The organism is Pseudomonas sp. Con_6 (genome assembly GCF_059379395.1).
Genome location: NZ_CM182011.1, coordinates 930,671 through 951,609 on the forward strand (window position 1 = coordinate 930,671; position 20,939 = coordinate 951,609).

Below are 20,939 nucleotides of genomic sequence, written 5' to 3' on the forward strand. Positions count from 1 at the left end.
AACTGCCCCAAGGAGACAACGCCATGTGCGGAATCGTAGGTCTTTACCTGAAGAAGCCCGAGCTCGAAGGCCAGCTCGGCAAACTGTTCGAACCCATGCTCGAAGCCATGACCGACCGCGGCCCGGACAGCGCCGGCTTCGCCATCTATGGCGATGAAGTGGCCGACGGCTGGGTCAAGCTGACCCTGCAGGCCATCGACGTCGACTACGACTGGAAGAAACTGATGGGCGAGCTGGAAGGCCGCCTCGGCTGCTCCCTGGACTGGTTCCAGAACGCCAGCGCCGCCGTGCTCAAGGTACACAGCGCCGAGGAACCAGTGCGCACCGCCCTCGCCGAGCTCGCCCCGGACGTGCGCATCATGAGCGCCGGCCAGAGTATCGAGATCCTCAAGGGCATGGGCCTGCCCCGGGAAATCTCCGAGCGCTTCGGCCTGGCGGGCATGAAGGGCAGCCACATCATCGGCCACACCCGCATGGCCACCGAAAGCGCGGTGACCATGGAAGGCAGCCACCCGTTCTCCACCGGCGCCGACCTGTGCCTGGTGCACAACGGCTCGCTGTCCAACCACTTCCGCCTGCGCCAGGAACTCAAGCGCGAAGGCATCACCTTCGAGACCGACAACGACACCGAGGTCGCCGCCGGCTACCTGACCTGGCGCCTGCGCCAGGGCGACAGCCTCAAGGAGGCGCTGGACAAGTCGCTGGAAGACCTCGATGGCTTCTTCACCTTCGCCATCGGCACCCGCAACGGCTTTGCCGTGATCCGCGACCCGATCGCCTGCAAGCCGGCGATCCTCGCCGAGACCGACGACTACGTCGCCATGGCCTCCGAATACCAGGCGCTGGCCAGCCTGCCGGGCATCGACAAGGCGAAAGTCTGGGAGCCCGAACCCGCCACCATGTACATCTGGGAACGTGCCTGAGGAGCCCCTTTCATGAAAACCATCGACCTTTCCAGCGCCACGGTGCGTGAACTCAACCAGACCCTGCACGGCGAAGTGCAGGACCGCGAATGGCTGGTCACCCACCCCGACGGCAAGCACAACCTCGCGGTCGGCCTGAACCAGGCCGTGAGCATCGATATCCGGGGGCACGCCGGCTACTACTGCGCCGGGATGAACCAGAAGGCCTGCATCACCGTGCACGGCAACGTCGGCGTCGGCGTGGCCGAGAACATGATGTCCGGCTCGGTACGGGTCAAGGGCAGCGCCTCCCAGGCTGCCGGCGCCACCGCCCATGGCGGGCTGCTGGTGATCGAGGGCGATGCCGGCGCGCGCTGCGGGATCTCCATGAAGGGCGTCGACATCGTGGTCGGCGGCAGCATCGGCCACATGAGCTGCTTCATGGCCCAGGCCGGGCGCCTGGTGGTGTGCGGCGATGCCGGCGATGCCTTGGGCGACTCGTTGTACGAGACGCGTATCTACGTCAAGGGCGAGGTCAAGTCGCTGGGCTCGGACTGCATCGAGAAAGAGATGCGCGCCGAGCACATCGCCGAGGTGACCGAACTGCTCAACCGCGCCGGCTTCGACGAGGATCCGGCGAGCTTCAAGCGCTACGGCTCGGCACGCCAGCTGTACAACTTCAAAGTCGATAACGCATCCGCGTACTGATCCGCGGCGAGGACATTCCCATGAGCGAAAAACACACTCCCGTGCTGCGCGAATCGGCCACCTTCGATCGCCTGACCATCCAGGAAATCCAGCGCGCCGCCGAGACCGGCATCTATGACATCCGTGGCGGCGGCACCAAGCGCAAGCTGCCGCACTTCGACGACCTGCTGCTGCTCGGCGCCTCGGTGTCGCGCTATCCGCTGGAAGGCTATCGCGAGAAATGCGGCACCGACGTGGTCCTCGGCACGCGCTTCGCGAAGAAGCCGATCCACCTGAAGATCCCGGTGACCATTGCCGGCATGAGCTTCGGCGCGCTGTCGGCCAATGCCAAGGAAGCCCTCGGCCGTGGCGCGACCATCGCTGGCACCAGCACCACCACCGGCGACGGCGGCATGACCCCGGAAGAACGCGGCCAGTCGCAGCACCTGGTTTACCAGTACCTGCCGTCGCGCTATGGCATGAACCCGGATGACCTGCGCAAGGCCGACGCCATCGAGATCGTCCTCGGCCAGGGCGCCAAGCCGGGCGGCGGCGGCATGCTGCTGGGGATGAAGGTCACCGAGCGGGTGGCCGGCATGCGCACCCTGCCGATCGGCGTCGACCAGCGTAGCGCCTGCCGTCACCCGGACTGGACCGGCCCGGACGACCTGGCGATCAAGATTGCCGAGCTGCGCGAGATCACCGACTGGGAGAAGCCGATCTACGTGAAGATCGGTGCCAGCCGGCCCTACTACGACGTCAAGCTGGCGGTGAAGGCCGGTGCCGACGTGATCGTGCTCGACGGCATGCAGGGCGGTACGGCCGCGACCCAGGAAGTGTTCATCGAACACGTCGGCATCCCGATCCTGCCGGCCATCCCGCAGGCTGTTCAGGCGCTGCAGGAAATGGGCATGCATCGCCAGGTGCAGTTGATCGTCTCCGGCGGCATCCGCAATGGCGCCGACGTGGCCAAGGCCATGGCCCTGGGCGCTGATGCAGTGGCCATCGGCACCGCGGCGCTGGTGGCACTGGGCGACAACCATCCGCGTCTGGACGAGGAGCTGAAGAAGATCGGCTCGGCTGCGGGCTACTACGACGACTGGCAGAACGGCCGTGACCCGGCCGGGATCACCACCCAGGATCCGGAGCTGTCCAAGCGCCTCGATCCGGTGGAGGCGGGGCGCCGCCTGGCCAACTACCTGCGGGTGCTGGTGCTGGAAGCGCAGACCATGGCCCGGGCGTGTGGCAAGTCGCACCTGCATAACCTCGATCCGGAGGACCTGGTGGCGCTGACGGTGGAGGCGGCAGCGATGGCACGGGTGCCGCTGGCGGGTACCAGCTGGGTGCCGGGGCAGCAGTACTGATCCCGCTCGATAAATCGATGTGGTGCCGGTAGGAGCAGGCAAGCCTGCTTCTACGCGTCAGGTGGCTCCGGCAGCAACAACCGGGCAGTCACCGGCAGATGATCGGAGATATCCAGGGTGTCCTGCTGCACCACCCGCGCATTCACCCGGCGCAGCTTCGGACTGTAGAACAGGTAATCCAGCGTTCGGTCCGGCCCTTCCAGGCCCGGATCGTTGGGGAAGTGGGTCAGCCATTGCCCGCGATCAGCCCCGGTGGCCTCGGCATTCGCCGGGATCATCGGGTACTTGTCCCATAACAGGTGCAGCTCGCTGTCCGCCGAATACGACTGACGCTGCTGCGGCGTGAGCCGGCGATATTGCCCCAGCGGCAGCAGGTTGAAATCCCCGCCCAACAGCCACGGCGTGCCCTGGCGCTCGAACTGATCCACCAGCTTTTCCAGTTCCCGGACCTGCCGGGCTTGCACATCGTCGCCCGGCACATGCCGGGCCAGTTGCGTGTTGAGCACCGCCAGTTGCCCGCCTTCGCGCAGCGGCAGGTAGCTGACCAGCACCGCTTGTTGTGGCTTGAGCAGGCGGCTCAGGACATTGTCGGACTCACGCGGCAACTGTACCCGCTGCGCCTGCTGGATCGGGTAGCGGCTGAGGGTGGCCAGGGTACGACCGACGGCGCCGGCGACATGCCAGTCGGGGACGAACTCGGCTTTCCAGTCCCAGGCCTGAACAGCGCAGGGGTAGAGGTCGGCGAGGCGTTCGCGGAGCAGGGCGAGCTGGTCCTGGTAGTCGGTAGCCTTGGCGTCCTTGTCCAGCTCCTGGAGCAGGACGATGTCCGGCTGTTCGGCGCGGATCACCCGGGCCACTTCATCGAGGCTGAAGGCCAGGTCTTCGGCGGTGGGGCGGGTGTCGCCCCCGGCGGCCTCGTCGTACCAGAACACATAGCGCTTGCCCGCCAGGTACTGCACGTTCCAGGTCATCACCTTCAACTGCTGCCCCGGCGCCAGCGGCTTGGCCGGCCCGCTGCACGCCACTGGCACCGACTCCAGCGGCTCGGGCCGCCAGCCCGCCTGCGAGGCCAGCAGCCAGAGCAGGATGGCAAGCAGCAGGAGCAGCAGCAGGGCGTTGCGCAGTAGTCGGGTCATCGGGCTCGGGCAAGTCGGGTTGACGGTTGAGCATGGCCCCCGGTTTCAGGAGCGTGCCGGGTTGGCCTCGCTGATCAGCATGTACAGGCGGAACAGCACCACGGTGCTGAACAGTTGCAGGAAGCTGTTGACCACATTGACCAGCAGTTCCAGGACCGGGTTCACCTGGTCCGGCAGCAGGCCGAGGGTAATGCCGTTGAACAGCCACAGCGGCGCCATCACCCCGAGCATGCAGACGAAGATCCGCCAGAAGTTGCCGTTGACCATCTGGAAGCTCTCGCGCATGGCCTGAATCGGCGCGCGGCCTTGCAGCACCAGCAGGTACTCGGCGAACACCAGGTTGGTCATCACCCAGATGCCGGGGAGGATGAACAGCGAGATACCGGCCATGATCAGCAGCGAGCTGAGCATCACCAGCAGGGCGAACGACGGCCACAACTGCAGGGCGCGGGCCATCAGGTTGCGCTTGAGCGGTTCGTGGCCGTCGGTGCGGGCGTCGAGGTAGAGGATCAACGCGGCGCTGTACAGCGGGTAGAACAGCAGGCCGACGAGCAGGCCGTAGGCTGGCGAAGCGTTGTCGCCAAGCTGGTCGTAGAGCAATTGGCTGCACACCGCTTCGAGCAGCACCAGCGGCAGGCACAGGCCGGCGATGCTGGCCAGGTGGCGGCGGAAGAAGTACAGCGAGTCACGCAGAACGGTGAGGGGATTCATGGGTCTATTTCGAAGTCCGGAGCAGGCGCTCACTTTAGCTCAGGGGTCGAACCTGAACAAAGTTTCATGCGCTGTTCGCATTGAAACGGCGATGCTTGTCCCTATGTTCACTGCAACCCGTACACCAGAGAGGTCGCGTCATGAATAACGAAGAACGGAACCTGATCGAAGGCCTGTTCACCCGGCTGCGCCAGGCCGAAGCCGAAGGCGCTCCGCGCGATGCCGAGGCCCAGGGGCATATTGCCGGACTCGTTCAGCAGCATGCGGCCGCGCCTTACTACATGGCCCAGGCGATCCTGGTCCAGGAAGCGGCGCTCAAGCGTCTTGACGAACAGAACCGCCAGCTCCAGGCCGAGCTGGCCGAGGCCAAGGCCAAGGCGGCGAATGCCGCACCGGCGCAGCAGGGCGGTGGTGGGTTCCTTTCCAGCATCTTCGGCTCCAGTGCGCGTCCGGCGCCGAGCCAGCCTGCAGCCGCCCCGGTAGCTCCGCCGCCTTCCAGCGGTGGTGGCTGGCGTGATGGTCCCGGTGTCGCGCCGCAGTCCAACTGGGGCGCTCCGCCGCCTCAAGCCCAGGCCGCACCGGCGCGCAGTGGGGCCAGCAGCTTCCTCGGTGGTGCCCTGCAGACCGCAGCTGGCGTGGCGGGCGGGGTGATGCTGGCGCAAGGCATCAGCAGCCTGTTCCATCACAACTCGCAACCCGAGGAAATCGTCGAGGTGATCAAGGAAGAGCCGGCCCAGGTCAGCGACCAGGGTGGCTGGAACAACGATGACAACCAGCGCTATGTGGCCGATGACAGCAGCTACGGCGACGATGGTGGCGGATTCTTCTCGGACGACGACTACGTCTGAGGAGCTTCATTGCTTTTGAGGGCCCTATCGCTGGCTTGCCAGCGATGAGGCCCTCGAATCCACTGCAAGCCCCCCGGCATGTCATACTCCCCCCCTTTGCCACCCAAGGCCCGGTCTCGAAGGAGGGGTTTAGTGAAGAAAATCGCCGTATTCGTCGACGTCCAGAACCTCTACTACACCGTGCGCCAGGCCTATGGCTGCCATTTCAACTACGCCGCCTTCTGGGCCGCCGTCAGCCGCGACGGTGAGATCGTCGAGGCGTTCGCCTATGCCATCGACCGTGGCGACAGCAAGCAGCAGCAGTTCCAGCAGATCCTCCGTAACCTCGGCTTCACCGTGAAGCTCAAGCCCTACATCCAGCGCAGCGACGGCTCGGCCAAGGGCGACTGGGACGTGGGCATCACCCTCGACGTGGTGGACGCCGCCGCCCGGGTCGATCAGGTGGTCCTGGCTTCCGGCGACGGTGATTTCGATCTGCTCCTGGAACGGGTGATCCAGCGCCACGGCGTCGAGGCGGTGGCCTACGGCGTGCCGGGCCTGACCGCCAACTCGCTGATCCGCGCCGCCAGTCGCTACGTGCCCATCGAAGGCGCGCTTTTGCTCAAGCATTGAGGTTTTTCTTGGAACGTATCGCCGTCATCGACTTCGAAACCACCGGCATCACCCCCGGTGCCGGTTGCCGCGCCACCGAAGTGGCGGTGGTCATGCTGGAGCAGGGGCGCATCGTCGAGCGCTACCAGAGCCTGATGAACGCCGGCGTGCCGGTACCGGCCTTCGTTGCCGGGCTCACTGGCATCACCACGGCGATGCTGCGCAGCGCGCCGCCGGTCGACCGAGTGATGAACGAAGTCGCCGAGTTCGTCGGCACCACGCCGCTGCTGGCGCACAACGCCGCCTTCGACCAGAAGTTCTGGGACTACGAACTGGGCCGCATCGGCCGCAGCCGCAGCCAGTCCTTCGCCTGTTCGCTGCTGCTGTCGCGACGCCTGCTGCCGGCGGCGCCGAACCACAAGCTCGGCACCCTGACCCGCTGGGCCGGGCTGCCCGACACCGGTACCGCGCACCGGGCCATGGCCGATGCGGAAATGGCCGCCAACCTGCTCCAGCACCTGGTCAGCGAGTTGCGTGGCACCCACGGCCTGCAAAGTCTCGACCACGCCTTCTTGTGCAAGCTGCAAAAAGTCCCCGCCGCCAAGGTCCGCGAGGCCTTGCTCAAGCACCGTTAGTCTTTTTCTCCAACTGCCCGAGCGGTACCCGCCGCTCCACGGCGCTGGAAAGAATGATCGAGGTCTTGCTGAAACCGAACTGTGCCACGCGGTTGATCAGCTCTTCCAGCTCCGGCATCGAACCCACCGCCGCCTGCATGATCACGCAGGGATCACCGGTGACCCGATGGCATTCGGTGAGCTGGGGAATCTGCGTCAGGGCTTCGTAGGCCTGCTGGTTGCCGTGGCTGGCCAGGCGCAGCTCGATCACGCACTGGATCGGCAGGCCGATCTTGCTCATGTCGACCTTGGCCTGGTAGCCGGTGATCACCCCGCTGGCTTCCAGCTTCGCCACCCGTTCCGCCACCGCCGGGGCAGACAGGTTGACCGTGCGCGCCAGTTGGGCGAAGGAGGCGCGGCCGTTTTCCAGGAGGGCGGCGAGGAGCATGCGATCGTACTTGTCCATCGAGGTCTCGTTAAAACAAAGGAAAAGGGTCGAAAGAACCATGCTTTCGAAAGCCACGGTGCTCGATAAGCATTTTTTGAAACTTAATTTTACCGGTAAAGCTTCTTAAACTTTAAGTTACAACTACTCAGATTCGAGCCCCCCATGCCTGCCTCCCGTCGTTTTCCCTGGATGTTGATCGGTGCCTTTATCGCGTTATATCTGGTCTGGGGGTCTACCTACCTGGCCATTCGAATCGGCGTGGAGTCCTGGCCGCCGATGCTGATGGCGGGCACCCGCTTCATCATTGCCGGGGGCCTGATGTACGGCTTCCTGCGCTGGCGCGGGGTGCCGGCGCCGACCTGGCAGCAATGGAAGGCGGCAGGGGCCATCGGTTTCCTGTTGCTCAGTTGCGGCAACGGCGGGGTGACGGTGGCCGAGCATGCTGGCGTCGCCTCGGGCGTGGCAGCGCTGGCGGTGGCCACGGTGCCGCTGTTCACCCTGCTGTTCGGCCTGCTCTGGGGACACCGCAACACCCGCCTGGAATGGGCCGGGATCTTCATGGGCCTGGCCGGTATCGCCCTGCTCAACCTTGGCTCTAACCTGCAGGCCAGCCCGCTGGGTGCGGCGCTGATCCTGTTCGCCGCGGCGTCCTGGGCCTTCGGCTCGGTGTGGAGCAAGAGCCTGCCGCTGCCCCAGGGCCCGATGGCCAGTGCCGCGGAAATGCTGGTGGGCGGCGGGGTCCTGCTGGCCGGCAGCTTCTTCAGTGGCGAACGCCTGACCCAAATGCCCTCCGCCGCTGGCTGGGGCGCGCTGGCCTATCTGGTGGTGTTCGGCTCGATCATCGCCTTCAGCGCCTACATGTACCTGCTCAAGCACGTGCGTCCGGCGGCGGCCACCAGCTATGCCTATGTCAACCCGGCGGTGGCGGTGCTGCTGGGGATTCTGTTCGCCGGCGAAACCATCGGCGCCGAGGAATGCCTGGCCATGGCGGTGATCATCGGCGCGGTGGTGTTGATCGGTATTCCGCAGTGGCGCAAGGCACCACAGGTCCCGGTGATCGAAGGCGAGATGTCCGGCACTCGGTGATCGTCGGCGAACAGGGTAAACTCCGCGCCATTGCACGATTTCCCCTGATGGTATTGCCATGACATTCGCCAAACTCGGCCTGATCGAACCGCTGCTGCGCGCCCTCGAAAGCCTGAACTACACCACCCCGACGCCGGTCCAGGCCCAGGCGATTCCCGCCGTGCTGGCCGGCCGCGACCTGATGGCCGCGGCCCAGACCGGCACCGGCAAGACCGCCGGTTTCGCCCTGCCGCTGCTGCAACGCCTGACCCTGGAAGGCGCCCAGGTCGCCAGCAACTCGGTACGGGCGCTGGTGCTGGTGCCGACCCGTGAACTGGCCGAGCAGGTCCACGCCAACATCCGCGAATACGCCGAGCACCTGCCGCTGCGCACCTACGCTGTGTACGGCGGGGTCAGCATCAACCCGCAGATGATGAAGCTGCGCAAGGGCATCGACTTGCTGGTAGCGACCCCGGGCCGCCTGCTCGACCTGTTCCGCCAGAACGCGGTGAAGTTCAACCAGCTCCAGGCTCTGGTGCTGGACGAGGCTGACCGCATGCTCGACCTCGGTTTCGCCGAGGAACTGCGGGCGATCTACGCCGCGCTGCCGGTAAAGCGCCAGACCCTGCTGTTCTCCGCCACCTTCTCCGACGAGATCCGCCTGATGGCCGGGCAGATGCTCAGCGAACCGCTGAGCGTCGAGGTCAGTCCGCGCAACGTCACTGCCAGCACCGTGAAGCAGTGGATCGTCACCGTGGACAAGAAGCGCAAGACCGAGTTGTTCTGCCACCTGCTGCGCAAGCAGCGCTGGGGCCAGGTGCTGGTGTTTGCCAAGACCCGCAATGGTGTCGATCAGCTGGTCGAGCGTCTGGTGGGCATGGGCATCAATGCCGACGGCATCCACGGCGACCGTCCGCAGGCCACCCGCCAGCGGGCGCTGGACAGTTTCAAGGCGCGGGAAGTGCAGATCCTCGTGGCCACCGATGTGGCGGCGCGCGGGCTGGACATCGATGATTTGCCGCTGGTGGTGAACTTCGATCTGCCGATCGTGGCCGAGGACTATATCCACCGTATTGGCCGGACCGGCCGGGCAGGGAATACCGGCGAGGCGCTGTCGCTGGTCTGCGCGGATGAAGTGCAGTTGCTCTCGGCGATCGAGACCCTGACCCGCAAGACCCTGCCTCGCCATGACGAGCCGGGCTTCGAGCCGGATCACCGAGTGCCGGTGACCGATGCCAGCGGGCAGATCCTGAAGAAGCCGAAGAAACCGAAGAAGCCCAAGCAGGGCGGGGCCAAGGGCAACCTGGGGCGCTGGGTGGACAGCGGTGATGCGCCGGTGGCGGCCAAGCCGGTGCGCAAGGTGCCGGCCTTCAATACCGGGCCGAAAAAGCGCAAGCCCTGAGATTCCTGGGGCCGCTTTGCGGCCCATCGCGGGTTAACCCGCTCCCACAGAGATCGCGTACACCGCCCAACCTGTGGGAGCGGGTTTACCCGCGATGAGGCCGGCAACGGCAACCCATCACTTGCGGCCCAGCCACTCCAGCACCCCCAACCCCGCCTTCCGGCCACTGGCAAAGCAGGCCGTCAGCAGATACCCCCCGGTCGGCGCCTCCCAGTCCAGCATCTCCCCGGCACAGAACACTCCCGGCACCTGCTTCAGCATCAACCCCTCATCCAGCGCCTCGAACTTCACCCCACCCGCCGTACTGATCGCCTCATCCAGCGGCCGCGCCCGGACCAACTCAATGGGCAGGGCCTTGATCGCCGCCGCCAGCTTCTGCGGATCTGCGAACACCTCCGGCCCGGTCAGCTCGCGCAGCAACGAAGCCTTCACCCCATCCAGGCCCAACTGCCCATGCAGATGCTTGGCCATCGACCGTGACCCGCGCGGCTTGGCCAAGGCGGCCGCAATCTTGTCCACAGGCTTGCTCGGCAACAGGTCCAGCAACAGCGTGGCGCGGCCCTCGCGGTTGATGGTCTCGCGAATCAGCGCCGACCAGGCATACACCAGGCTGCCTTCCACCCCGGTCTCGGTCAGCACGAACTCCCCGGGCCGCGGTTCATGCCCGGGCAGGCTCAGGGCAATGTTCTTCAACGGCGCCCCGGCAAACTTCTGCTTGAGCAGATCGCTCCACGCCGCCACCTCGAAACCGCTGTTGGACGCCTGCAACGGCGCGATATCCACAGCCCGTTCGGCCAGCCATGGCAACCACGCCCCGTCCGAACCCAGGCGTGCCCAACTGCCACCGCCCAGCGCCAGCACCACCGCGTCGGCCTTCACTGCCAGCTCGCCGTGTGGATAACCGATCCGCAGGCTGCCATCGGCATTCCAGCCCAGCCAACGGTGCCGGGTGTGGATAACCACCCCGGCGTCGCGCAGGCGCTTGAGCCAGGCGCGCAGCAGCGGCGCGGCTTTCATGTCGGTGGGGAAGACCCGGCCGGAAGTGCCGACGAAGGTACTTATCCCCAGGCCATGAATCCACTCGCGCAGGGTGTCGGCGTCGAAGTCGTCGAGCAGCCCGGCGATTTCGCCGGCGCGTTCGGTGTAGCGGGAGATGAAGGCCGGCTTGGGCTCGGAGTGGGTGATGTTCATGCCACCGACCCCGGCCAGCAAAAACTTGCGCCCCACGGACGGCATGGCGTCGTACAGATCGACGCGCACCCCGGCCAGGCTGAGGACTTCGGCCGCCATCAGGCCGGCGGGACCGCCTCCGATAATGGCGACGTGGGCGGGGGCAGTGGAGCGGGAATCGGTCATGGCGGCGGCAGGCTGGGGATAAGTGAGCCGGCCATTCTACCCGAGGCGCAGCGGGCAGGGCACTGTACAAAAAACGCTCAGGTGCCGCGCAGCCCCGGATTTACGAGGGGAAACGGGCTTTCCCGCAGGTTATCCACAAGCGGTTCCACAGTCATTGTGGGTAATCCAGCACCTGTTGCGCGCAGTGATGGAGGATGCCGTGGCGCCGCGCCAGGGCTTCGCGGTCCTTGCTGTAGCCGCCGCCGATCACTCCCACCACCGGGATATCCCGGCCCAGGCAATGGCGCAGCACGCAGGTATCGCGGGCGGCGACGCCTTCGTCGGTGAGTTGCAGGTAGCCCAGGGCGTCGTCCTTGTGCACATCGACCCCGGCGTCGTACAGCACCAGGTCGGGCTGGTACAGCGGCAGCAGGTAGTTCAGCGCGTCGTCCACCACCTTCAGGTACTCGGCATCGCCCATGCCGCGGTGCAGCGGGATGTCCCAGTCGCTGCGGGCCTTGCGCACGGGGAAGTTCTGCTCGCAGTGCAGCGAGACGGTGATGGCTTCCGGGGTGTGTTCGAGGATCCGCGCGGTGCCGTCGCCCTGGTGCACGTCGCAGTCGAAGATCAGCACCCGGTGCACCCGTCCGGCTTCCAGCAGGTAGCGGCTGATCACCGCGAGGTCGTTGAAGATGCAGAAGCCCGCCGGGTGATCGTAGTGGGCGTGGTGGGTGCCGCCGGCCAGGTGGCAGGCGATGCCATGCTGCAGGGCCAGTTCTGCGGTGAGCAGCGAGCCGCCCACCGCGCGCACGGTGCGCCGGGCCAGGGCTTCGCTCCAGGGCAGGCCGAGACGACGCTGGTCCTCGCGGGACAGGTCGCCGTTCATGTAGCGCTCGATATAGGCGCGGTCATGGGCCAGGGCGAGGATATCGTTGGGGCAGATCTGCGGACGCTGCAGCTCGGCATCGGTGGTCAGTCCGCTGGCGATCAGGTGATCGTGGAGCAGGCGGAACTTGTCCATCGGAAAGCGGTGCCCGGGGGGAAACTCCGGGCTGTAGTCGTCGTGATAAACAAGGGGCAGGCGCATGGCGGGTCCGGCGGTGGGCACCGGGGGATCTTGCCAGTTGCCCGGCGGGCAGCGCCAGCATTGCCTGCCTACGCTGTAGACTGCCAGACCAAGGAACGTGGAGCCCTCGATGACGCCGATACTCGAACTGGAAAGCGCACGCCTGGTCATGCGCCAATGGCAGGATGACGACCTGAAGGAGTTCGCCGCGCTGTGCGCCGACCCGCAGGTGATGCGCTACTTTCCCGCGCCGCTGAGCCGGCTGGAGAGCGCCGCCCTGATTGGCCGCATCCGCGGTCATTTCGCCGAATACGGCTATGGCCTGTGGGCGCTGGAACGCAAGGACACCGGGGCCTTCATCGGCATGACCGGCCTGCTTAACGTCAATTTCGACGCCGATTTCGCCCCGGCAGTGGAGATCGGCTGGCGCCTGGCCCGCCGTCACTGGGGCCTGGGTTTCGCCAGCGAGGCGGCCTGGACCAGCTTGCGCTGTGCCTTCGCTCAACTCGGTCTGAAGGAAGTGGTGTCCTTCACCACCCGCGACAACCTGGCGTCGCAGAAGGTCATGCAGGCCATCGGCATGCAGGCCGATCCGGCTGGCGATTTCGAACACCCGAAACTCGAACCCGGCGACCCGCTGCGTCCCCACGTGCTGTACCGCATCGACCGCGCCCGGTGGCAGTCCACCCTGCGCGGCTGAATCAGCGAACATACAGGCCAGTAATGGCAAACCCTGTATCATTTGCCGCCTGGGCCTTGCTTTGGAGAATCTCGAATGAGCCATGTGTTGGACGATCTGGTCGATCTGTTGAGTCTGGAAGCGATCGAGGAAAACCTCTTCCGCGGCCGTAGCCAGGACCTGGGCTTCCGCCAGCTCTACGGTGGCCAGGTGCTCGGCCAGTCGCTGTCGGCAGCCAGCCAGACGGTCGAGGAGGCACGCCACGTGCACTCCCTGCATGGCTACTTCCTGCGTCCGGGTGATGCCAGCATGCCGGTGGTCTACTCGGTGGATCGTGTGCGCGACGGTGGCAGCTTCAGCACCCGGCGGGTGACTGCGATCCAGAAGGGCAACCCGATCTTTACCTGCAGCGCTTCGTTCCAGTACGACGAGGAAGGCTTCGAGCACCAGGGCCAGATGCCTGACGTGGTCGGCCCGGAAAACCTGCCGTCGGAGGTGGAACTGGTCCAGGCCGTTGCCGACAAGCTGCCCGAGCACATCCGCGAAAAGATGCTCTGCGCCAAGCCCATCGAAGTACGCCCGGTGACCGAGAAGGATCCGTTCAATCCCAAGCCCGGCGATCCGGTCAAATACGCCTGGTTCCGCGCCGACGGCACGCTGCCGGACGTCCAGGCGCTGCACAAGTACATGCTCGCGTATGCCTCTGACTTCGGCCTGCTCACCACTTCGCTGATGCCTCACGGCAAATCCGTTTGGCACAAGGACATGCAGGTCGCCAGCCTCGACCATGCCCTGTGGTTCCACGGCAACCTGCGGACGGACGAGTGGCTGCTGTACGCGATGGACAGCCCGTGGGCCGGCAATGGTCGCGGCTTCTCCCGTGGCAGTATCTTCAACCGCGCCGGGAAGCTGGTTGCTTCGTCCTGCCAGGAAGGTCTGATCCGTCACCGGAAGGACTGGGCATGAGCCTCGCCGATATCCGTCACTGGGTGTTCGACATGGATGGCACCCTGACCGTGGCCGTGCATGATTTCGCCGCGATCCGCGTGGCGCTGAACATTCCGCCTGAAGACGACATCCTCACCCACCTGGCCGCCTTGCCTGCGGAAGAAGCGCAGGCCAAGCACGCCTGGCTGCTGGAGCACGAGCGCGACCTGGCGATTGCCTCGCAGCCGGCGGTGGGTGCGGTGGAATTGGTGAGGGAGCTGGCGGGGCGGGGTGTGCAGTTGGGCATCCTGACTCGCAATGCTCGCGAGTTGGCCCACGTGACGCTGGAGGCCATCGGCCTGGTGGATTGTTTCCCGGTGGACAGTGTTCTTGGTCGTGACGAAGCGCCGCCCAAGCCGCATCCGGGTGGACTGCTGAAGCTGGCCGAGGCTTGGGCGGTGGATCCGGCAGAGATGGTGATGGTCGGCGATTATCGCTTCGACCTGGATTGCGGGCGTGCGGCGGGGACGCGAACGGTGCTGGTGAATCTGCCGGACAACCCGTGGCCGGAGCTGACGGACTGGCATGCGGCGGATTGCCGGGCGTTGCGGGTCCTGCTGGGTTAATACCGCCCGGAACACATGACTCATTGATTTAGCAGGGACCGCGGCATGCTGCTTTTAGCCGGCCTGGCTGTCCGGGAAGCTCGCGCTGAGGCCGTCGTAGTCGTCATGGTCGTCGTACTTGAAGGTGCTGACCCGGGCGCCGAGGATCTCCGACAGGTCGTCCCCACCTTCAGCCGCGTCGCCACATAGGCGCCGACCGGCACGGCCACGTCGCCGCGTCAGTCGTGGATGCTCCCCGGGACCATGGCGAACAGACGGGTGTCGTAGGTGGCGCCCTTGAGCACGTCGATGCGATCTTGATTGATAATTAGTCGCAATGTTGTGAGCTCTTGGTCGATTGTGCGCGCGCCTGTACTTGACCGTTTCGTACTGCGAACCAAGAATTCTCCGACATTCGCAACGGATCGATGAGGGAACAGCATGAGCAAGGCCATCTACGTCCAACCCGGCGGCGGCTACGACAAGGTCGTCGTCGGCAGCAGCGAAGCGCCAGCCCCGGCGGCCGGGGAAATTACCGTGCGCCTGCACGCCAACTCCCTCAACTACCACGACTTCGCCGTGGTCAGCGGCATGTGGGGCCCGAGCGCGCCGCGCATTCCCATGGCCGATGGCGCCGGCGAGGTGATCGCGGTGGGCGAGGGCGTCAGCGAGTTCGCCGTGGGTGATGGGGTGGTCAGCACCTTCTTCCCCGACTGGCTCGACGGCCAGCCGCTGGTGGAAGGCTTCGCCACGGTGCCTGGCGACGGCATCGACGGCTATGCCCGGGAAATCGTGACTGCCCGCGCCACCTCCTTCACCCGCGCGCCCAAGGGCTACAGCCACGCCGAAGCCGCAACCCTGACCACCGCCGGTCTCACCGCCTGGCGCGCGCTGATGGCTGACGATTCGCTCAAGCCCGGTGACTCGGTGCTGGTGCAGGGCACCGGTGGCGTGTCGATCTTCGCCCTGCAGTTCGCCAAGGCGGCGGGTGCCACGGTGATCGCCACCTCGTCCAGCGACGAGAAGCTGGAGCGCCTCAAGACCCTCGGCGCCGACGAGGTGATCAACTACCGCAGCACGCCGAACTGGGGCGAGAAGGTGCGGGCCCTGACCGACAACCGCGGCGTGGACCATGTGATCGAAGTGGGCGGGCCGGCGACCCTGGAGCAATCCATGACGGCGGTGCGCATTGGCGGGCACTTGTCGATGATCGGCATCCTCACCGGCGTCGCCGGGCAGTTGCCGCTGGTCCAGGCGCTGGTGCGGCAGATTCGCCTGCAGGGTGTGCTGGTGGGCAGCCGCGCGCAGCAGCAGGCGATGATCCGCGCCATCGATGCCAATGGCCTGCGCCCGGTGATCGACAAGCTGTTCGAGCTGGAGCAGATCGTCGAGGCCTTCCGGTACCAGGAAAGCAACCGGCATTTCGGCAAGATCTGCCTGAGCTTCTAACGCGATGATGCTGTCGGCGCAGACGAGCCGGTTCAGAGAGGGGCATGGATCGCCCAGCCGGCCAGGGCGCCCGCCAGCACGACCAGCCAGGAAGGCGCGCGAAGGAATTGCAGGGCGAGGAAGGCGACGAGGGCAAGGCAGGCATCCGCCGGGCTGAAGATAGCGCTGGTCCAGAGCGGATCGCAGAGCGCGGCGAGCAAAAGCCCGACCACGGCGGCATTGACCCCCGCCAGCGCTCCCCGGGCTGGCGCCTGACGTCGCAGCCCGGCCCAGAACGGCAGGGTGCCGGCCACGAGGAGGAACGACGGCAGGAACAGGGCGACCAGGCACAGTGCGGCGCCGCCCCAGCCGGAAGCGCCGACCTGCATCGACGCGCCGAGGAAGGCGGCGAAGGTGAACAGTGGCCCCGGAACAGCCTGGGCGAGCGCATAGCCGGCGAGGAAGGCTTCCTGTTCGACCCAACCGGGCTCTACCACCGCGCTCTGCAGCAAGGGCAGCACCACGTGCCCGCCGCCGAATACCAGCGAGCCGCTGCGATAGAACGCGTCGATCTGGGCCAGGCGCACATTGCCCACCGCGGCATCGAGCACCGGCAGTCCGAACAGCAGGAGCATGAACAGGGCCAGCCAGGCCGCGCCCTGGCGGCGGTCGATGCGCACTGGCAGGGTTTCACCGGCGTGGCCAGGGGCTGCGCGAAATGCCAGGGCGCCCGCCAGGCCGGCGAGAAGCATCAGCACGGGCGGGGTCCAGACCGAGGGCAGCATCAGGATCAGGCCGGCGCACAGCAGCATCAAGGTGATACGCGGCCAGTCCGGGCAGAGGGTGCGGCCCATGCTCCAGACGGCCTGTGCCACCACGGCGACGGCGACGATCTTCAGCCCGTGCAGGAGACCGGAGGGAACCGCGTCGGGATGGCTGGAAATACCCAGCGCAGCCAGTACCAAGAGCAACGCTGACGGCAAGGTGAACCCTGTCCAGGCGGCCAGCGCGCCGAGATAACCGCTCCGAGACAGACCGATGGCCATACCGACCTGGCTGCTGGCCGGACCCGGCAGGAACTGACAAAGCGCGACCAGATCGGCGTAGGCACCTTCGCTTATCCAGCGCCGACGGGTGACGAACTCCTGATGGAAATACCCCAGGTGGGCGATGGGCCCGCCGAACGACGTCAGTCCCAGGCGCAGGAAAACCAGGAATATCTCGCAGGATCGGGGCATGACTCGCTTCCAGGGGGCAGGGAGCGCTCATTTGACCATCCCGGCATGACAGTGCGCACCTGCGCCTCGGCCACAATTCGACTGAACCCTGCAGCATCTGGTCCGCCTAACGGAAACATGCAAACGGGAGACAGCCTATGGAACACGGACACCTGTGGATAACCCTGGCGGTGCTGCTGGCGCTGCTGGAGGTATGGGCGATCAAACGCATCATCGGTAGCCCCGCACGGGCGGAGAACAAGATGATGTGGATCGTTTTCGTGGTTTTCGTGCCGGTGCTCGGCCTGTTGGTGTGGGGCTTGGCCGGACCCAGGTCGCGGCCCGGCGTGCCGCTGTCGAAAGAGGGGTGATTCAGGCCAGCAGACGCTCCGCCAGCAGGACCACGGCGATGGCGATCATCGCCAGGCCGGACAGGCGGCTGACATTCTTTGCCGCTGCGGGGCGGGTTTGCAGCACGTTACGGGCGCTGTAGCCGACCAGCAGGTAGATGGTCGCGCAGCTCACGGCGTGGAGCAGGCCGAGGGCGATGATCTGCGTCGCCACCGGCCAGGTCGACAGCGGGTCGGTGAACTGCGGCAGCAGGGCGAGGAACAGCAGGAACACCTTGGGATTCAAGCCGCTGACACAGAAACCGCGAATCGCCCAGCTTGCCCAGGAGTCCGACTTCTGCTCGCTGGCCGCCGGCGCCGCTGGTTTCCACAACATGTTGACACCCATCCACAACAGATAGAGCGCACCGATCACGGTCATCACCGCCATCGCTGCCGGATTGTTCGCCAGCAGGGCGCCGGCTCCGGCGGCGACGATCAGGGTCGCCAACAGGTGACCGGACAGCAGGCCCGCCACCGCCGGTACGACCCAGCGTCCGCGAATGCCGGCGGAAATCACGTACGCCCAGTCCACGCCGGGGGTGATCACGAACAGGAACGACACCGCCCAGAACGCGGCCAGTACGCTGACAGTCACTTGGAAACTCCTGATAGTCCGTTGAAGGTCTACTCAGAAGAGTACGCAAGCGTCGCGAGAATTATCTTTCGTATATCCTGTGCTTTCGCCAGTCAGGTGGAAGATCCTTCCAGATGGACCGTATTGATCGAAAGATTCTTGCCGAGCTGCAACGGGATGGCCGGCAATCACTGACCGACCTCGCCGAGCGGGTCGGCCTCAGCCTCTCGCCATGCCACCGCCGGGTGCGGGCGATGGAGGAGTCCGGGGTGATCCAGGGGTACCGCGCTTATCTGTCGCCCACGGAACTGGGGCTGAACTTTGCCGCGATCGTCTTCGTGACCTTGCGCGAGGGGCACCAGCAGGCGGTGCAGGCGTTTGAAGCGGCGCTGCCGGAGATTGCGCAGATCCTCGATGCGCAGCGGTTGTTTGGAGATCCGGACTATATGTTGCGGGTGGTTACCCGCGATTTGCCGGCGTTCCAGCAGCTTTACGACGAACATCTGGCGCGGTTGCCGAATGTGCAGCGGTTGAGTTCGACGCTGGTGATGAAGCAGGTGATCCAGGATCGGCCGTTGCCGATTTGAAGCCTGTCGCACAGAGAACACGGACCCTGTGGGAGCGGGTTTACCCGCGATTGCGGCAGTGAATTCACCTACGCAATCGCGGGTAAACCCGCTCCCACAGGTCCCTGCTAAATCAATGAGTGATGGGTTGTTCCATCAGAGATCAGGCCTGCTCCGCCTCCCGTCGATACGCATAGGTCTCGGCAAACCGCGACAGCATGTAGTCACTGCACGACACCGGCGGGTACTTCGGCGGGTTGTCCGGCCCGGAGCAGTTGGGCAGGCAACTGATCCCGGTATCCGGATGCGGCTCGGCGAAGAACGGCATCGAGTAGCGGTCCCGCCCCAGCGGGCTGATCACCCGGTGCGGCGTGGACTTGTACCGGTCGTTGCTCCAGCGCGCCATCATGTCGCCGATGTTCACCACGTAGCTGCCCTCGATCGGCGGCGCGTCGATCCATTCACCCTCCAGGCTGCGCACCTGCAAGCCGCCCGCGCTGTCCTGGTAGAGCAAGGTCACGCAGCCATAGTCGGTGTGCGCGCCGGCGCCCTGCTGCTCGGCGCTGCTGGCGGTCTGCCGGGGCGGGTAGTGGATCATGCGGAACACGCTGATCGGGTCGGCGAAGCGTTGGTCGAAGAAGTCTTCCTCGATCTCCAGGGCTACGGCCATGGCCCGCAGCAGGGTCAGCGACAGCGCGTGCATGTCCTCGTAGTGCTGCTGCAGCAGCGCTTCCCAGCCGGGAACGTCCGGGTGACGATTCGGCCCGCGCAGCGGCTTTCCTGCGAGTACGTCGGGGTGGCTGGCGTCCATGTGGAAACCCATGTCGAAGGTCTCCTTGAGGTCGCTCGGCCGGTTCGGGTCGAGCTGCTCGGTAGCCACGGCGCCATAGCCGCGATGGTGGGCGCTGCGGGTGATGTCGATGCGCAGTTTTTCGTCCGCAGGGCGGGCGAAGAAATCCTCGGCGGCGGCCTTCAACTCGGCGATACGCGTGGCCCGGATCGGGTGCCCGGTGATGTAGTAGAAACCCCACTCGCGACAGGCGCTGTCGATCTGCCGGGCCACGGCCTGGCGGGCGGCAGGGTCGTCGCGGTAGAGGGGGGCGATATCGATGACGGGCAAGGTGCTCATTTCGGCAACTCGGCGGTGATGCCCTTGACGTAGTAGTTCATGCCCGCCAGCTCGGCATTGCTGGCCACGGTGCCGGGGGCGATCTTCACATTGCCGTCCTTGTCCAGGATTGGCCCGGTGAACGGATGGAACGAGCCGTCCTTGATGCTGGCGATGATCTGTTCTGCGCCGCTCTTCACGTCGGCGGGCACCAGGTCGCTGATAGGCAGCTCGACGGTGCCTTCGGCCAGGCCGCCCCAGTAGTCCTGGGATTTCCAGGTGCCGTCCATGACCGCCTGGGCGCTCTTGATGTAGTGCGGGCCCCAGTTGTTGACGATGGAGGTCAGCACCGCCTTGGGACCGAAGTGGGCCATGTCCGAGGCATAGCCGATGGCATAGATGCCACGGCGTTCGGCGGTCTGGATCGGCGCCGGGCTGTCGGTGTGCTGGAAGATCACGTCGACGCCCTGATCGATCAGGGCATTGGCGGCGTCGGCTTCCTTGCCCGGGTCGAACCAGGAGTTGACCCACACCACCTTGATCTCGGTGCCGGGGTTGTACTTGTCCAGGGCCAGCTGGATGGCGTTGATGTCGCGGATCACTTCCGGGATCGGGAAGGAGGCGACGTAGCCGATCTTCTTGCTCTTGGTCATCTTCGCCGCGAGGTAGCCGCCGACGTAGCGGCCTTCATAAGAGGTGGCCAGATAGGTGCCGAGGTTCTTGTCCTGCTTGTAGCCGGTGGCGTGTTCGAAGGTCACCTTGGGGAACTGCCTGGCGACCTTGGCCGTCGGGTTCATGTAGCCGAAGGAGGTGGCAAACACCAGGTCGTAGCCGCCTTTGGCCATGTTGCGGATGACCCGCTCGGCATCGGCGCCTTCCGGCACGTTCTCGACGAAGCTGGTATCGACCTTGTCGCCGAACTGCTTGATCAGCGCCTGGCGGCCTTGCTCGTGCTGGTAGGTCCAGCCGTGGTCGCCGATGGGGCCGATGTAGACGAAGCCGACCTTCAGTGGATCGGCGGCGGAGGCGGACAGTACGCTGCTCAGGCCGATGGCGGCGGCGAGGGTGCGAAGCAGGTTCTTGCTTTTCTTCTGATGCATCGGGGAAAGCTCCTGTAGGTCTTATGTAATGGCCGTGTCGGGCGTTTCGGTTACTGCAAAAAGTTGACCAGGTGGGCAAATAAACGGACTTGGCGGCTTGGGGCTGGGAAGGTGGTTTCGTGGTGGTGCAAATCGGTAGCGGGTGGCTTCTTGCTGGTGCGTCGGTCTTGATGG

The 20,939-nt window shown here is 65.6% G+C and carries 23 protein-coding genes; 14 read left to right on the forward strand and 9 right to left on the reverse strand.

Translation table 11 applies throughout. From position 1 onward, the window contains the following. The first annotated feature begins 23 nt into the window (after positions 1 to 23). From AC5QPF_RS04300 to AC5QPF_RS04310, 3 genes are read left to right on the forward strand one after another with little or no spacing between them, the layout of a single operon-like run. The gene (locus AC5QPF_RS04300; protein ID WP_494962152.1) at positions 24 to 923 is read left to right on the forward strand and encodes a class II glutamine amidotransferase; all 900 of its coding nucleotides are present in this window, start codon (positions 24 to 26) and stop codon (positions 921 to 923) included. A gap of 12 nt (positions 924 to 935) precedes the next feature. Then, complete coding sequence (locus AC5QPF_RS04305; protein WP_494962153.1) at positions 936 to 1,610, forward strand: protein glxC; 675 nt, start codon at positions 936 to 938, stop codon at positions 1,608 to 1,610. Between the two features lie 20 nt (positions 1,611 to 1,630). Further along, positions 1,631 to 2,953: an FMN-binding glutamate synthase family protein gene (locus tag AC5QPF_RS04310; RefSeq protein ID WP_489015147.1), complete on the forward strand. Its 1,323-nt coding sequence runs from the start codon at positions 1,631 to 1,633 to the stop codon at positions 2,951 to 2,953. Between the two features lie 50 nt (positions 2,954 to 3,003). Here the strand turns inward: AC5QPF_RS04310 and AC5QPF_RS04315 are convergent, their stop codons facing one another. Both AC5QPF_RS04315 and AC5QPF_RS04320 read right to left on the reverse strand, forming a co-directional pair. After that, positions 3,004 to 4,089, reverse strand: coding sequence for an endonuclease/exonuclease/phosphatase family protein (locus tag AC5QPF_RS04315; protein WP_494962154.1), 1,086 nt, complete (start codon positions 4,087 to 4,089; stop codon positions 3,004 to 3,006). A gap of 45 nt (positions 4,090 to 4,134) precedes the next feature. Further along, positions 4,135 to 4,800, reverse strand: coding sequence for a YciC family protein (locus AC5QPF_RS04320; protein ID WP_494962155.1), 666 nt, complete (start codon positions 4,798 to 4,800; stop codon positions 4,135 to 4,137). A gap of 140 nt (positions 4,801 to 4,940) precedes the next feature. Between AC5QPF_RS04320 and AC5QPF_RS04325 the strand changes: the two genes are divergently transcribed. The 3 genes from AC5QPF_RS04325 to AC5QPF_RS04335 all read left to right on the forward strand — a co-directional run bounded on the left by AC5QPF_RS04325 (position 4,941) and on the right by AC5QPF_RS04335 (position 6,874). Further along, on the forward strand, positions 4,941 to 5,648 hold the full coding sequence (locus tag AC5QPF_RS04325) for a DUF2076 family protein (RefSeq protein ID WP_494962156.1): 708 nt from the start codon (positions 4,941 to 4,943) through the stop codon (positions 5,646 to 5,648). Between the two features lie 78 nt (positions 5,649 to 5,726). Beyond that, positions 5,727 to 6,260: an NYN domain-containing protein gene (locus AC5QPF_RS04330; protein ID WP_494962157.1), complete on the forward strand. Its 534-nt coding sequence runs from the start codon at positions 5,727 to 5,729 to the stop codon at positions 6,258 to 6,260. An 8-nt stretch (positions 6,261 to 6,268) separates the two neighbouring features. Continuing rightward, a complete protein-coding gene (locus AC5QPF_RS04335; protein WP_494962158.1) occupies positions 6,269 to 6,874 on the forward strand; it encodes an exonuclease domain-containing protein in 606 nt (201 codons plus the stop codon). Here AC5QPF_RS04335 and AC5QPF_RS04340 read toward each other — a convergent pair. Next, complete coding sequence (locus tag AC5QPF_RS04340) at positions 6,861 to 7,319, reverse strand: Lrp/AsnC family transcriptional regulator (RefSeq protein ID WP_458975123.1); 459 nt, start codon at positions 7,317 to 7,319, stop codon at positions 6,861 to 6,863. The genes AC5QPF_RS04335 and AC5QPF_RS04340 overlap by 14 nt on opposite strands. A gap of 144 nt (positions 7,320 to 7,463) precedes the next feature. Here AC5QPF_RS04340 and yedA point away from each other — a divergent pair, with 144 nt between their 5' ends. Both yedA and rhlE1 read left to right on the forward strand, forming a co-directional pair. Further along, complete coding sequence (yedA, locus tag AC5QPF_RS04345) at positions 7,464 to 8,387, forward strand: drug/metabolite exporter YedA (protein WP_494962159.1); 924 nt, start codon at positions 7,464 to 7,466, stop codon at positions 8,385 to 8,387. A gap of 58 nt (positions 8,388 to 8,445) precedes the next feature. Further along, a complete protein-coding gene (gene rhlE1, locus AC5QPF_RS04350; RefSeq protein ID WP_494962160.1) occupies positions 8,446 to 9,768 on the forward strand; it encodes an RNA helicase RhlE1 in 1,323 nt (440 codons plus the stop codon). A gap of 117 nt (positions 9,769 to 9,885) precedes the next feature. Here the strand turns inward: rhlE1 and AC5QPF_RS04355 are convergent, their stop codons facing one another. Both AC5QPF_RS04355 and AC5QPF_RS04360 read right to left on the reverse strand, forming a co-directional pair. Next, the gene (locus AC5QPF_RS04355) at positions 9,886 to 11,124 is read right to left on the reverse strand and encodes a TIGR03862 family flavoprotein (protein WP_494962161.1); all 1,239 of its coding nucleotides are present in this window, start codon (positions 11,122 to 11,124) and stop codon (positions 9,886 to 9,888) included. A gap of 151 nt (positions 11,125 to 11,275) precedes the next feature. Further along, positions 11,276 to 12,190: a histone deacetylase family protein gene (locus tag AC5QPF_RS04360; protein WP_494962162.1), complete on the reverse strand. Its 915-nt coding sequence runs from the start codon at positions 12,188 to 12,190 to the stop codon at positions 11,276 to 11,278. Between the two features lie 109 nt (positions 12,191 to 12,299). Here AC5QPF_RS04360 and AC5QPF_RS04365 point away from each other — a divergent pair, with 109 nt between their 5' ends. From AC5QPF_RS04365 to AC5QPF_RS04380, 4 genes are all read left to right on the forward strand, one after another. Then, positions 12,300 to 12,869 (forward strand): GNAT family N-acetyltransferase, encoded by a 570-nt coding sequence (locus AC5QPF_RS04365; protein ID WP_494962163.1) that lies wholly within the window; start codon positions 12,300 to 12,302, stop codon positions 12,867 to 12,869. Positions 12,870 to 12,944: 75 nt separating this feature from the next. Continuing rightward, complete coding sequence (tesB, locus tag AC5QPF_RS04370; RefSeq protein ID WP_494962164.1) at positions 12,945 to 13,814, forward strand: acyl-CoA thioesterase II; 870 nt, start codon at positions 12,945 to 12,947, stop codon at positions 13,812 to 13,814. Continuing rightward, positions 13,811 to 14,401 (forward strand): HAD-IA family hydrolase, encoded by a 591-nt coding sequence (locus tag AC5QPF_RS04375; RefSeq protein WP_494962165.1) that lies wholly within the window; start codon positions 13,811 to 13,813, stop codon positions 14,399 to 14,401. Before tesB ends, AC5QPF_RS04375 begins: the two co-directional genes overlap by 4 nt. Before the next feature lie 420 nt (positions 14,402 to 14,821). Then, positions 14,822 to 15,829 carry a zinc-binding dehydrogenase gene (locus AC5QPF_RS04380; protein WP_494962166.1) on the forward strand — a complete coding sequence of 336 codons (1,008 nt, stop codon included), beginning with the start codon at positions 14,822 to 14,824 and terminating at the stop codon, positions 15,827 to 15,829. Positions 15,830 to 15,861: 32 nt separating this feature from the next. Here AC5QPF_RS04380 and chrA read toward each other — a convergent pair whose 3' ends face one another. Beyond that, complete coding sequence (gene chrA, locus AC5QPF_RS04385; protein ID WP_494962167.1) at positions 15,862 to 17,046, reverse strand: chromate efflux transporter; 1,185 nt, start codon at positions 17,044 to 17,046, stop codon at positions 15,862 to 15,864. Positions 17,047 to 17,183: 137 nt separating this feature from the next. Here chrA and AC5QPF_RS04390 point away from each other — a divergent pair, with 137 nt between their 5' ends. After that, on the forward strand, positions 17,184 to 17,396 hold the full coding sequence (locus AC5QPF_RS04390) for a PLDc N-terminal domain-containing protein (protein ID WP_494962168.1): 213 nt from the start codon (positions 17,184 to 17,186) through the stop codon (positions 17,394 to 17,396). Between the two features lies 1 nt (position 17,397). Here AC5QPF_RS04390 and AC5QPF_RS04395 read toward each other — a convergent pair whose 3' ends face one another. After that, the gene (locus AC5QPF_RS04395; protein ID WP_494962169.1) at positions 17,398 to 18,012 is read right to left on the reverse strand and encodes a LysE family transporter; all 615 of its coding nucleotides are present in this window, start codon (positions 18,010 to 18,012) and stop codon (positions 17,398 to 17,400) included. 113 nt (positions 18,013 to 18,125) lie between these two features. On the opposite strand from AC5QPF_RS04395, the gene AC5QPF_RS04400 reads away from it, so the two are divergent. Then, the gene (locus tag AC5QPF_RS04400; protein ID WP_494962170.1) at positions 18,126 to 18,578 is read left to right on the forward strand and encodes an Lrp/AsnC ligand binding domain-containing protein; all 453 of its coding nucleotides are present in this window, start codon (positions 18,126 to 18,128) and stop codon (positions 18,576 to 18,578) included. A 142-nt stretch (positions 18,579 to 18,720) separates the two neighbouring features. Here AC5QPF_RS04400 and AC5QPF_RS04405 read toward each other — a convergent pair whose 3' ends face one another. Further along, positions 18,721 to 19,686, reverse strand: coding sequence for a 2-oxoglutarate and iron-dependent oxygenase domain-containing protein (locus tag AC5QPF_RS04405; protein WP_494962171.1), 966 nt, complete (start codon positions 19,684 to 19,686; stop codon positions 18,721 to 18,723). Further along, entirely contained in the window at positions 19,683 to 20,765 is a 1,083-nt protein-coding gene (locus tag AC5QPF_RS04410; RefSeq protein ID WP_494962172.1) for a BMP family ABC transporter substrate-binding protein, read from the reverse strand. Before AC5QPF_RS04410 ends, AC5QPF_RS04405 begins: the two co-directional genes overlap by 4 nt. Positions 20,766 to 20,939 lie beyond the last annotated feature (174 nt).

Excerpts from the sequence above, each read along its gene's own strand:
- chrA (WP_494962167.1), bottom strand. The coding sequence starts at position 17,046 with ATGCCCCGATCCTGCGAGATATTCCTGGTTTTCCTGCGCCTGGGACTG.
- rhlE1 (WP_494962160.1), top strand. The coding sequence starts at position 8,446 with ATGACATTCGCCAAACTCGGCCTGATCGAACCGCTGCTGCGCGCCCTC.
- AC5QPF_RS04380 (WP_494962166.1), top strand. The coding sequence starts at position 14,822 with ATGAGCAAGGCCATCTACGTCCAACCCGGCGGCGGCTACGACAAGGTC.
- AC5QPF_RS04340 (WP_458975123.1), bottom strand. The coding sequence starts at position 7,319 with ATGGACAAGTACGATCGCATGCTCCTCGCCGCCCTCCTGGAAAACGGC.
- AC5QPF_RS04400 (WP_494962170.1), top strand. The coding sequence starts at position 18,126 with ATGGACCGTATTGATCGAAAGATTCTTGCCGAGCTGCAACGGGATGGC.
- AC5QPF_RS04375 (WP_494962165.1), top strand. The coding sequence starts at position 13,811 with ATGAGCCTCGCCGATATCCGTCACTGGGTGTTCGACATGGATGGCACC.
- AC5QPF_RS04315 (WP_494962154.1), bottom strand. The coding sequence starts at position 4,089 with ATGACCCGACTACTGCGCAACGCCCTGCTGCTGCTCCTGCTGCTTGCC.
- tesB (WP_494962164.1), top strand. The coding sequence starts at position 12,945 with ATGAGCCATGTGTTGGACGATCTGGTCGATCTGTTGAGTCTGGAAGCG.
- AC5QPF_RS04300 (WP_494962152.1), top strand. The coding sequence starts at position 24 with ATGTGCGGAATCGTAGGTCTTTACCTGAAGAAGCCCGAGCTCGAAGGC.
- AC5QPF_RS04390 (WP_494962168.1), top strand. The coding sequence starts at position 17,184 with ATGGAACACGGACACCTGTGGATAACCCTGGCGGTGCTGCTGGCGCTG.
- AC5QPF_RS04365 (WP_494962163.1), top strand. The coding sequence starts at position 12,300 with ATGACGCCGATACTCGAACTGGAAAGCGCACGCCTGGTCATGCGCCAA.
- AC5QPF_RS04330 (WP_494962157.1), top strand. The coding sequence starts at position 5,727 with ATGTCATACTCCCCCCCTTTGCCACCCAAGGCCCGGTCTCGAAGGAGG.
- AC5QPF_RS04305 (WP_494962153.1), top strand. The coding sequence starts at position 936 with ATGAAAACCATCGACCTTTCCAGCGCCACGGTGCGTGAACTCAACCAG.
- yedA (WP_494962159.1), top strand. The coding sequence starts at position 7,464 with ATGCCTGCCTCCCGTCGTTTTCCCTGGATGTTGATCGGTGCCTTTATC.
- AC5QPF_RS04410 (WP_494962172.1), bottom strand. The coding sequence starts at position 20,765 with ATGCATCAGAAGAAAAGCAAGAACCTGCTTCGCACCCTCGCCGCCGCC.
- AC5QPF_RS04405 (WP_494962171.1), bottom strand. The coding sequence starts at position 19,686 with ATGAGCACCTTGCCCGTCATCGATATCGCCCCCCTCTACCGCGACGAC.
- AC5QPF_RS04310 (WP_489015147.1), top strand. The coding sequence starts at position 1,631 with ATGAGCGAAAAACACACTCCCGTGCTGCGCGAATCGGCCACCTTCGAT.
- AC5QPF_RS04325 (WP_494962156.1), top strand. The coding sequence starts at position 4,941 with ATGAATAACGAAGAACGGAACCTGATCGAAGGCCTGTTCACCCGGCTG.
- AC5QPF_RS04320 (WP_494962155.1), bottom strand. The coding sequence starts at position 4,800 with ATGAATCCCCTCACCGTTCTGCGTGACTCGCTGTACTTCTTCCGCCGC.
- AC5QPF_RS04355 (WP_494962161.1), bottom strand. The coding sequence starts at position 11,124 with ATGACCGATTCCCGCTCCACTGCCCCCGCCCACGTCGCCATTATCGGA.
- AC5QPF_RS04360 (WP_494962162.1), bottom strand. The coding sequence starts at position 12,190 with ATGCGCCTGCCCCTTGTTTATCACGACGACTACAGCCCGGAGTTTCCC.